Source organism: Sphaerospermopsis sp. LEGE 00249 (genome assembly GCF_014299995.1).
In the GTDB taxonomy this organism is placed as follows: Bacteria; Cyanobacteriota; Cyanobacteriia; order Cyanobacteriales; family Nostocaceae; genus Sphaerospermopsis; species Sphaerospermopsis kisseleviana.
Window position 1 is genome coordinate 1 of sequence record NZ_JACJUZ010000115.1, and the last position, 10,362, is coordinate 10,362.

10 protein-coding genes and 1 tRNA gene are annotated in these 10,362 nt (G+C 39.6%); 2 read left to right on the plus strand and 9 right to left on the minus strand.

Annotated features, from left to right (window positions below; genetic code table 11):
- Positions 1-257: 257 nt before the first annotated feature.
- The 8 genes from H5968_RS23670 to H5968_RS23705 form a co-directional block, all read right to left on the minus strand.
- Positions 258-857, minus strand: coding sequence for a tRNA isopentenyl-2-thiomethyl-A-37 hydroxylase MiaE (locus H5968_RS23670; protein ID WP_187041899.1), 600 nt, complete (start codon positions 855-857; stop codon positions 258-260).
- 55 nt (positions 858-912) lie between these two features.
- Complete coding sequence (locus tag H5968_RS23675) at positions 913-1,683, minus strand: SDR family oxidoreductase (protein ID WP_187041900.1); 771 nt, start codon at positions 1,681-1,683, stop codon at positions 913-915.
- A 176-nt stretch (positions 1,684-1,859) separates the two neighbouring features.
- Positions 1,860-1,944, minus strand: a tRNA-Ser gene (locus tag H5968_RS23680).
- 57 nt (positions 1,945-2,001) lie between these two features.
- On the minus strand, positions 2,002-2,931 hold the full coding sequence (locus tag H5968_RS23685; protein ID WP_187041901.1) for a TIGR04168 family protein: 930 nt from the start codon (positions 2,929-2,931) through the stop codon (positions 2,002-2,004).
- A 162-nt stretch (positions 2,932-3,093) separates the two neighbouring features.
- The gene (locus H5968_RS23690; protein ID WP_187041902.1) at positions 3,094-3,633 is read right to left on the minus strand and encodes a WcaF family extracellular polysaccharide biosynthesis acetyltransferase; all 540 of its coding nucleotides are present in this window, start codon (positions 3,631-3,633) and stop codon (positions 3,094-3,096) included.
- A gap of 125 nt (positions 3,634-3,758) precedes the next feature.
- The gene (locus H5968_RS23695) at positions 3,759-4,547 is read right to left on the minus strand and encodes a Uma2 family endonuclease (RefSeq protein WP_187041903.1); all 789 of its coding nucleotides are present in this window, start codon (positions 4,545-4,547) and stop codon (positions 3,759-3,761) included.
- A gap of 520 nt (positions 4,548-5,067) precedes the next feature.
- On the minus strand, positions 5,068-5,841 hold the full coding sequence (locus tag H5968_RS23700) for a glycosyltransferase family 2 protein (RefSeq protein ID WP_187041904.1): 774 nt from the start codon (positions 5,839-5,841) through the stop codon (positions 5,068-5,070).
- A 168-nt stretch (positions 5,842-6,009) separates the two neighbouring features.
- On the minus strand, positions 6,010-6,702 hold the full coding sequence (locus tag H5968_RS23705; RefSeq protein ID WP_187041905.1) for a bifunctional 2-polyprenyl-6-hydroxyphenol methylase/3-demethylubiquinol 3-O-methyltransferase UbiG: 693 nt from the start codon (positions 6,700-6,702) through the stop codon (positions 6,010-6,012).
- Between the two features lie 906 nt (positions 6,703-7,608).
- On the opposite strand from H5968_RS23705, the gene H5968_RS23710 reads away from it, so the two are divergent.
- Positions 7,609-8,559 (plus strand): Uma2 family endonuclease, encoded by a 951-nt coding sequence (locus H5968_RS23710; protein ID WP_187041906.1) that lies wholly within the window; start codon positions 7,609-7,611, stop codon positions 8,557-8,559.
- Positions 8,560-8,744: 185 nt separating this feature from the next.
- Positions 8,745-9,035 carry a hypothetical protein gene (locus H5968_RS25285; protein ID WP_222620786.1) on the plus strand — a complete coding sequence of 97 codons (291 nt, stop codon included), beginning with the start codon at positions 8,745-8,747 and terminating at the stop codon, positions 9,033-9,035.
- 103 nt (positions 9,036-9,138) lie between these two features.
- Here the strand turns inward: H5968_RS25285 and H5968_RS23715 are convergent, their stop codons facing one another.
- On the minus strand, positions 9,139-9,585 hold the full coding sequence (locus H5968_RS23715; protein WP_187041907.1) for a DUF29 domain-containing protein: 447 nt from the start codon (positions 9,583-9,585) through the stop codon (positions 9,139-9,141).
- Positions 9,586-10,362 lie beyond the last annotated feature (777 nt).

Here is a 10,362-nt window from a genome sequence, read left to right on the forward strand (position 1 = left end):
GGCATTTTTGGTGTTTTTCTTTTTCAACAATGTATTTTTTCGCTAATATGTGATTTTTTAGGCTCAGTTTCCTTTCTTATTTCCGTAATTTCTCTATGTGCCAGATCAGGGTGCGGAATGTGGGTTTTAATGTTACCAAATTTGATAGGTTATAAAACTATCTATTGGTAGATAAAGGTATGTCTTATGGTAGAATCTGGCTAAAATTAGGAGATGAGAAGAGCTAAAATTTGATGATGTTTTAATTGGATCATGTTTTAACTATGAATTCGCGGTTCTGGGTGCAAGGTTGCTAATATTTCACTTTCCACAACTGCTAATTCATCAAGTCTTTGCATCACTATTTGTCTGTCAAAATAGGTATCTGCTAAAACCCAATATGTGCCAAAATGTCGCGCTTCTGATGCCATTAAACCACGATAAAATTTAGCTAATTCTGGTTCTGGACAGTTTGCTGCTAAAAGTCCTAAACGTTCATGACTGCGTGCTTCTATTAAACCAGTCACTAATAAACTATCTAAAAATTTTTCTGGTTCTTTTTTTCTGACTTGTGCTTTTAAACCTGCACCATAGGGAGGTGGTGAAAGGGGTGCAAGGAGAATATTTCGACGTTCTAACCATTGGTTGACGAGTTCAAAATGTTCTAGTTCTTCTTTGGCGATCGCGGTTAATTCTCTCACCAGTTTAGTATTTGAAGGGTAACGAAACATAAAATTTAACGCTACTCCTGCGGCTTTGCGTTCACAGTGGGAATGGTCGAGTAAAATAATATCTAAATTGGCGATCGCTTGTTCTATCCAAGCATCACTGGTAGGTTGTTTGAGAGCGTTGATAGTTGGTAATGGTGAACTTAGCACAATTGGTAATGGGTAATTGGTAATGGGTAAGAAAATTCTACCTATTCTATTATACCTAAATCCGATTTACTAAAGTTGCACTAGCTTGATCAACTGGCATTAATATCACTTCATTAATATTAACGTGAGCCGGTCGGGTAGCACAGAAAAATACTACATCAGCTATATCATCAGCAGTCAAAGGTTGCATTCCTTGATATACTTTTTTCGCTCGTTCTGTATCCCCATGAAAGCGCACTTGACTAAATTCTGTTTCTACCATTCCTGGATCAACGGAAGTCACCCGTACAGGAGTACCCAACAAATCTAATTTTAATCCTTCGGAAATAGCTTTAACTGCGGCTTTTGTGCCACAATAAACGTTACCACCGGGATAAGTTTGATGTCCCGCAATAGAACCGATATTAATTACATGACCTTTATTCCGTTGTACCATTCCGGGGACTATGTAACGGGTAAGGTAGAGTAAACCTTTGATATTAGTATCTATCATTTCCTCCCAGTCTTGGCAGTCGCCTTCATATAATTTATCTAAACCGCGACTTAAACCAGCGTTGTTGATTAAAATGTCAATTTCTGACCATTCGGGTGGTAAATTAGCAATAGCAGATTCAACGGCCGAGCGATCGCATACATCCAACTGAAGTAAATGAGTTTCTATACCATATAATTTATTAAGTTCCCGTGCTTTTTCTTCCAACTTTTCTAAGCGTCGCGCTGCTAAAATCAATTTTGCATTTTCACGCCCAAAAATTTTAGCACAAGCAGCACCTATTCCGCTACTTGCACCGGTTATTAATATAGTTTGGGTGTTGAGAGCAATCATTTTTCACGCCTCAAAAATACTATCAAAAATTTCTCGCTTTACTCTAAAATTAACATTCCTGATTTGTTGGTACTGGTTTACCAGCCTTTGCATCTACAATATCTTTACCATTTGGTAGGACATTTTGCGCTCTTCTCTGCGCCTCAGCGTCTCTGCGTGAGATAAAAATCCTTCAACGGAGAGGGGGAGATTCGAACTCCCGGAAGCTTTCACTTCACCTGATTTCAAGTCAGGCGCATTCGACCACTCTGCCACCTCTCCAAATTATCTGTCAGCTTGTTAAACATAAAAACCGACAGATAACAGTATAGCCTATAATTACGCCGTTGGCAATACTAAAGTAGAAGAATTATAAAAAATTTCTGCCGATACCACCTGGAAGTCATCATCTACCCAAACCAGGGAAGCTTTTGTTACCACACCCCCCTCTAACTCAACCAGGGAAAAATTCCGCCGTTTTCCCCCATTTTCTGAGATAATTCTGGGTACATTCGCTGCATTTAAATAAATAGTTCCCTCTGGACTTCTAAATATAGCTTTTCTTAACACCTTCTTAGTGTGGCGCAGATTTCGGTGCATATGACCAAAAGCCACCAGAGAAACCATTTTGTTCAGATTGATACTTTGAGAAATCGCTGCTGCTAAGTCAGGATCACCAAAGTCACCACCAATAGGATGCCAATCTTTACCACAGGGGTCTTCAGGGCGATCGCCTAACCCCGTCGGTCCATTATGACCCAAAAAAATAATATTCTCACAAGCTGCACTTTTCACCGCTTCCACGATTTTATCTGCTGACTCTTCCATACTGCTGACACCATACCGTTGTTTACAGATATCAGCAAATCTCCACTCTGATCCACCCCAGGTAAAAGGACGACTACCCACTACTGTTAAATTCCAATCTGGAAAATCCAATTTACCATAACCGACTTGGGCAGATCCTAATAAATCTAATTGTTCCTGTACCCGGTCTTCCTTAGTGCGGTCATAAGGACATTTTTTCCGTCCCCATTCAGTGGCAGTGTACCATGCGTCGTGGTTTCCCATTACCGCTGCTTTGGGAATATCCAAGGAAGCGATCGCTCTAACCACATCCACTGACTCATTACCAAAATCTCCCACAAACAGCACTAAGTCAACACCCAGATGCTTGAGTGCGATACCATCTTCTACTTCCCATAGGTCGTGAACATCGCCAACTACAGCGATTTTCACAGGTTTTGATTGAGTTTTCTGACTGGTCATGCCACTTTAAAAAGCCATATCCATATATATATCAGGATAAGAAACTCTACCCCATTTGGAAATAAATTGGGAGCATCCCAATGAAGGAAAAAATAAACGCAAGCTCACTGACCACCACGCTCAGATACTTTGCCGAGCGTGGTTTTGACTCACTCGATTTTATCATAACTTTCTGGGCTTAATGGCTTGTGCAGGATTTCCTGCATAAATTGTCATTGATGCTAATGATTTAACAGCTACTCCACCCAGAGTTAATACAGCACCTTTACCGACAGTCACCCCAGGGCCAATTATTGACTTAGCAGCAATCCAACTACCTTCCTCAATATAAATTGGGGCAATTTTTAATTCAAAATCAGGGTGATTCCAGTCATGATTACCTGTGCAAAGATAGACATCTTGAGATATGCAAGCATGACTTTCTATGGTAACATGAGCTAGGTTATCTATCCAAGCATTTTCACCAATCCAGACATAATCACCGACAGTGAAGCGCCAAGGAAATTTTACCCGCACTTTTGGTTTTAGGCGCACACCTTGACCAATAGTAGCTCCAAAAATGCGGAGTATTTGCACTTTGACCGATGAAATGGGTAACCAAGAACTTTCAACTAGAGGTGATCCCAGGAAGTACCAGCACAGTTGTTTCCAATAGGGTGCACCGGGGGTATAGTTACCCAGACTATAGTTATCTAATCGCATATTCGTAATAGACTTCTCCGAAAAAGATGTAGGGACAATTCATGAATTGTCCCTACGAATGGGTTTCAGGTTATGCTTATTTAATTTTCGGGCAGGTCTAATAGGAAAACGAGGATTTCCGCGCCTTAAATTTCTTCGGGATTAATCCCCATTTCTTGCAGTCTGGCGGCTAATTTAGCGGCTTTCTCTTCGGCTTGTTCAGCCCTTTGGCGTTCTTGTTCAGCCCTTTGGCGTTCTTGTTCAGTCCTTTGGCGTTCTTGTTCTAATAATTCAGAACCCCAAAGAAACAAATTACCGGATTCATCCCACCAGCGCAACCAAAAGGTTACCATTTCTGCTTTTTTACCTCTCCATACACCCAAAAACAGGTTTAAAGTTGCTAGGTAAAATCTTCCCTGTTCATCTGGGGATTGTTGCTGGTATTTACCGTCTGTTAAATGATAAACATCTAAGGTTCCGGTTTGAGGATGAAAGATCACATATACAGGGACTTTTAAAATTTGTTCATAAAAATACCATTTACCATAGGGATAATGGGGATTAATAGAATATTCTCCCCCCTCAGTAGCAGAGATAAATTCCATCACAATGGCGGGGGGTTCTCCTTCGGCTTGGGGAGTATAACTCCGGCGAACTTCTCCCTCTGGGAGAGGATGAGCTACAGGTATATAAACCCAGTCGGGGGCTTTGACGATGGTTTTGTCGCCCACTGTGGCGCATAGCCCAAAATTGGAAGCAATGAGCATGGATTCTAAGATTAATCCAGCCAGTTCTAAGGATTCTCGCAAAGCTGCGGCTAGGAGGGGTTGGAGATTACTTTCCACTGGTTCGTCTGGTAGGGGGAAATCCGCTGGCAGTTTTTCCCATCTCACAGGGGGTAATGTGTATAAGGGATGGCTTTCTATAACTGTCATGGTGTTAAGCAATGGCTGTTCATTTATTGTATCCCCTGTGGATAATTATCGACATTTCCAGGAAATCAGCACATACTTGTTTATTTAGGGTTTGCTGAGAAAGTCTTTCCGTGAGGGCATAGGAGTCAGGAGTCAGGAGTCAGGAGTCAGGAGGAGATTTGAAAATTTCTTTGCCATCTCTTGAAATCCCCAAAAATGCACACTTTTTCCGGTATACCCTTCCAAACCCTTGCACTAATTTCTGTGTTTATCAGCCTCTAACCTTTGATATATCAAGGTTTTAAGTTTATTCAGCAAACCTTATTTAGGGTTTGCTGAAAAAGTCCCTTCGTTGAGGCAGGGAATAGGGAATAGGGAATAGGGAATAGTTTTAGCTATCTGTTATCCCCAGATTTTCTAATTTATCAGACCCAAAATGCACAGTTTTTAAGGTATACCCTTCAAAAATCTTGCACTTTCTTTCCTCCTGATCAGCCTCAAACCTTTGATTTACGAGTATTTTGGGTTTATTCAGCAAGCCCTATTTATCCCTGTGATTAAAACTAGCTTCTATTAAATTTATACTGAGCAGAATTTCTGCCAAGACTCGCTGCAATGCGTAATACAAACCATATTTACCATCTAAAATGCCTCCTTTGATAATCAGGCAATAAACCAGTATAATTAGTGGGGCGATGATTTTTAGCTTACGCAAGCGATCGCCTAAACTCAGTTCATGGTTCGGGGTTTCTAGGAGTTTTTTGGACTCAATCACCATGTAACGTTGTTGCGCCCATAACCAGCGATTTAATGGTTTGCGATCGTCGTGGTAAATGTATGCTGTCAGTTGACTAGAGTTACCTTTTACTAAAACCCGATGAGCGTGTCCATCATCTTGATAATTTGCTTTTTCTATTCTGTATAATATCTGGCGGGGTGGGAGTAGAGTACCTCTTAAAGGTTTACCAAATACACAATATTTAAATCTGGCAAAGTAGCCGTCAATGGTAGTATCTAGAGGTAAATTTTTAATCTCCGTAATTAGTTCATCGGTTAAGATATAATCAGCATCCAGAGATAAAACCCATTCTGATTTAACTTGCTGTAAGCCATAATTGCATTGACTGGCAAAGGAATCAAATTTGCGTTTAAATACGGTGATTTGGGGATAAGTTGAGAGAATTTCTAAGGTTTGATCTGTGCTGTAACTATCAATGACAATAATTGTTTTTGCCCAGGTGAGTTTTTCTAGGGTGCGCTGAATGTTGGGGGCTTCGTTATAGGTGAGGATGAGGGGGGTAATTTGTTCTAGCATTGCGGTAAATTTAAGCTCTCCATTGATAAGCTGTTGTGCAGCTAAACTGTATAATTAAAAAACCTGAAGTTACAGTGGCACAAGCATCTTGCTTGTATTCATTATTCCAGTTAAAGGCATAACAGCTTATCCAAACGGGAGTCAGGGAATTAATTAAGAGTCTAAAAGCTAAAGTCGGTTAAAAACCGACTGAGAAATTATAGTTTCATGGCGGCTATATGCTTGCTCCAGTGTGGAAGAACACAGCATTGATTTCCACAGGTAAGGTATTCCACCTGCAAATTTAAATTCAATATTTGAATACCCTTCTGTTGTTAACAAATTTTCTAATGTTTTCACAGAGAAAAACTTGATATGTCCACCATCCCAAAGAGCAGTGAAGTGTTTATCCATTTTTCCAGAGATAGCCAGGGCTAAGTTTTTCAAATAACCATGATAGGGTGTAGTCAAAATTAACCGCCCATTGGGTTTGAGTAGTTGTTTAGTATTCCTAACTATAGCTTTAGGGTCAAATAAATGTTCAATTACCTCGCAGGAAATAATAAGATCAAATTGCCCTCCTATTTCTGTATAGGGTAAATCATATATACTTCCCTGGATAAAACGACAATCAGGAAATTTTTCCTGGGCTAATTGCACACCTGATTTAGACTCTTCCACTCCGATAACTTCATACCCTTGTTGTGCAATTAAATTAGTTAAACTACCATTGCCACAGCCAATATCTAAAATGCGTGGTTTTGGTTGATTTTTTAGGGGGGGGGAAGCAGAATATACCATTTCTAATAAAGAATTAATCAGATATTTATGATGGTGTCCGCTGTCAGCATTGGTGTAGTAATATTCGTGTTTATTAGACATTAAATATTTCTCCTTTAAATAATTTTTGTTGTTCATCCACGGCATAAATTCCCTAGCTAAAAGCTAAAGTCGGTTAAAAAACGACTGGTTTGGTGTTTGGTGATGATGGTGTTTTGGTGTGGGTGGAGGTTTGTCTAAATCTGTTGTTTGTTCTAATAATGAAATTGTGGTTCTGTTTAAATGATGGATTTTGGCTCTCCTAGAGTGGTTATGATAATTTCATAAAAAATAATGCTTAAACCCCTTGATATACAACCAATCCATAAATACAAAACATCAGATTTAATAAAACTGATTGTGATTTTATTCAATCTCTTCAGGACTTACGCAAAAGGGAACGAAAGTAGGGGTAATTCATGAATTACCCCTACGCAAGAATAAAGTTTTCAGTCACATCTTGCGTAAGTCCTACTTTTGTTATATCATGAATTTAAGCAACTATTTGTATTAAGTTTTCATATCTAGTACAGCACGGCGTAAATAAACCAACCATTCTCAATCGCTAAAAAGCTTACGACTTATTATTTTTGATTTTTGACTTTTGATTTTTGACTTCCGCGAAGCGGTACTAGTCGGTTTTTAACAGACTTGAGCTTTGAGACTCTTAATTCATTCCCCGGCTCCCTGGATATGCAAAACCGAATCAATGTTAGTTAGGGTTTGCTGAATAAACCTAAAACCTTGATATATCAAAGGTTAGAGGCTGATAAACACAGAAATTAGTGCAAGGGTTTTGAAGGGTATACCGGAAAAAGTGTGCATTTTTTGGGATTTCAAGAGATGGCAAAGAAATTTTCAAATCTCCCCCTGACTCCTGACTCCTATGCCCTCACGGAAAGACTTTCTCAGCAAACCCTAGTTAAACTTAGTTAAATTAGTAAGCATCGGGATTCAATCGGAGGAAATATGAGTGAATCGACATTGCTAAACTTAGATCAATCGACACCAGATTCAACCCCAGATTTTGTTAATCCCCCCACCCAGGATGAATTACTATATGATGACGGCATCCCTATGGAAACCTATCGCCATAAACTGCAAATGGACTTACTAGTTGATCCCCTAGCTGCTTGGTTAGGGGATCAAGATGCCTTTGTGGGGGGTAATATGTTTGTTTACTTTAGTCCCCATCAATTGAAAAACCATGATTTCCGTGGTCCGGATATGTTTGCTGTGTTGGATGTTCCCAAGGGAGAGCGCAAATGTTGGGTAACTTGGGAAGAGGGTAAAGGTCCAGATGTGGTAGTAGAGTTGCTATCCTCTAGCACTGCTTTCAGAGACAAGACAGACAAAAAAGAAATATACCAAAACAGGCTCAGAGTACCAGAATACTTTTGGTATGATCCTTTTAATCCCAATGAGTTTGCTGGTTTCATCATCAGGGATTATGGATATGAACCAATCATTCCCGATGAGCAAAACAGGCTGATCAGTCAAAAATTAGGTTTAGCTCTAGTGCGTTGGGCGGGAGAATTTGGGGGAGCCAATGCCGTCTGGGTGCGTTGGGCAACTTTAGAGGGGGTTCTACTACCTACAGCCCGTGAATTAGCTCAACAAGCACAGCAAGAAGCTCAACAGGCACAGCAAGAAGCTCAACAGGCACAGCAAGAAGCTCAACAGGCACAGCAAGAAGCTCAACAGGCACAGCAAGAAGCTCAACAGGCACAGCAAGAAGCCCAACAAGCACAGCAAGAAGCCCAACAAGCACAGCAAGAAGCCCAACAAGCACAGCAAGAAGCCCAACAGGCACAGCAAAGAGCAGAGGCTGCGGAATTGTTACTGGCACAGGAGCGCCAACAAAGGGAGGAATTGCTGGCAAAATTACAGACAATGGGGATAAATCCTGATCAACTTTAGAGGCTGTTTTATAAATTTTCAAGAGGAAATTAGCTAGTTATACTAAAAACGGATGATTGCTAGACTTTTGTTCAGGCAAAAATCTTTGGATAGCAATACTCTTAGCGATTTAAATAGTAAGGCTGTAACCCGTTTTTAGTATAGTCATTTGCCAACTTTCACTAACTTAATGCTATACTTTCCTCATGGCATACATACCACTGGTGAAAAGCGGTCAAATTTTTGGGATTGCATCCAACCCACCTTCCGCACCCTTAGCTGTCACACAACGAAAAATGGTCATTTGGGGATTTGAGATTGGCGAACTGCTTGCAGCAGCGCTTCGCTATCGCTACCTAAACTTTAGACCATTTTGTATTAAAATTATCCTCAAAGGTCTTCAAAAATCCGAAATTACCGATTGTGACACTGGGGGGTGCGGAATGTGGGATAAAACCATTAAAATTCAAGGCTTCCCCCTGCCATCACAGGGGTAGGTTTTTTGCGGAGGTGCTTCACTTTGATACATGATTCATTCGGGTGCGATCGCCCATTTTTGAGAAGCATTGTTATAGAAATTTCACAGGGACATCACTAATTTTAATCAGGAAGAAATTCTGGATCAAGTAGATCATCGGCAGAAAACGGACAACTTTCAGGAAAAAGATGAGCAGGTAATTCACTTTTTTTAATAGCCTGTCTTCTGGCTTTAACATAAATTTCTGCAATTTCTTGCAAGAAATAGTTATACAACGTTTTAGACTTTAACAATAACTCAAGCTCAAATCGAAAGTTATCAATTTCATTTTGCCAACCTTTGGCACAGTATTCTTTTTCAGATTTCCAATACTTATACAACAATAAGTAAATGAGCAATTGACGCAGGTAACTGTCAACTTTCCGCCTTTGTTCATTACCCAAACTGAGAATTTCCTCCTTTAAATGTAAAAAATCTAATTCCTCAATGCGATTATTGTCTAGTAATTTATAAGTTTCTTCCAGCCAAAGGAAATAATCTTGTTCGTAAAGAACATTAATTGTGTTCATGACAGCACCTAAGTATTGTTTACTCTATTTTGACGCTCCCCGCCTTAAAAGGCTATCCATTATAAACATCTTTCTTAACAATCTTAAAACCTCTACTTGGTAAAGGTTTCAAGACTTTTGAATTTACCTGATCTTGACAAAATGCACCTCATCTTTATTCATAAAAACCTCATTTTATTGAGAATCAGCAAGGGAGGATTAAGGGTTGGGGGTCTGCAAGCGATCGCTCTCATGAAATTAAGAAAGATGTTTATAATGGATAGCTTATTAAGGGGAGTAAGGGGGGATCTGGATAAAACCTGATACTTCTCAGACATCCTCTCAAAAACAATCATTGTTAATTACCAGTTAATTAGGGTTTGCTGAAAAAGTCTCTTCGTTAAGGCAGGGAATAGGGAATAGGCAAGAGTTTAGGTGATCTGTTAGTAACCAATTCTTTGAAATTTCACCCGGAAAATGCACGCTTTTAGGAGTATACCCCTGAAAAATCCTGCACTGATTTCCTAATTTTTCACCCGAAACCCTTGATTTATCAAGGTTTTGAGTTTATTCAGCAAGCCCTAATTAAATTCTGATATCCATATTATGAATAAAGTAAGCGGGACTTTGAGCGACTTTCTGATTAACAAAATTTCGATTTCTAATGTATATATAGCAATCCTGAGCAGTTTGTGAGAAAATACGGAAATAAGAAAAAAGTAAATTTGAGAACTGGGGTGTGGGCTACAAATGTGGATACAATTATTAGAGGATTTTATCAAAAATAGTCAAGAGCCG

Coding starts and splice junctions, on each gene's coding strand:
- H5968_RS23690 (WP_187041902.1), bottom strand. CDS start 3,633: ATGCGATTAGATAACTATAGTCTGGGTAACTATACCCCCGGTGCACCC.
- H5968_RS23705 (WP_187041905.1), bottom strand. CDS start 6,702: ATGTCTAATAAACACGAATATTACTACACCAATGCTGACAGCGGACAC.
- H5968_RS23710 (WP_187041906.1), top strand. CDS start 7,609: ATGAGTGAATCGACATTGCTAAACTTAGATCAATCGACACCAGATTCA.
- H5968_RS23715 (WP_187041907.1), bottom strand. CDS start 9,585: ATGAACACAATTAATGTTCTTTACGAACAAGATTATTTCCTTTGGCTG.
- H5968_RS25285 (WP_222620786.1), top strand. CDS start 8,745: ATGGCATACATACCACTGGTGAAAAGCGGTCAAATTTTTGGGATTGCA.
- H5968_RS23675 (WP_187041900.1), bottom strand. CDS start 1,683: ATGATTGCTCTCAACACCCAAACTATATTAATAACCGGTGCAAGTAGC.
- H5968_RS23700 (WP_187041904.1), bottom strand. CDS start 5,841: ATGCTAGAACAAATTACCCCCCTCATCCTCACCTATAACGAAGCCCCC.
- H5968_RS23695 (WP_187041903.1), bottom strand. CDS start 4,547: ATGACAGTTATAGAAAGCCATCCCTTATACACATTACCCCCTGTGAGA.
- H5968_RS23685 (WP_187041901.1), bottom strand. CDS start 2,931: ATGACCAGTCAGAAAACTCAATCAAAACCTGTGAAAATCGCTGTAGTT.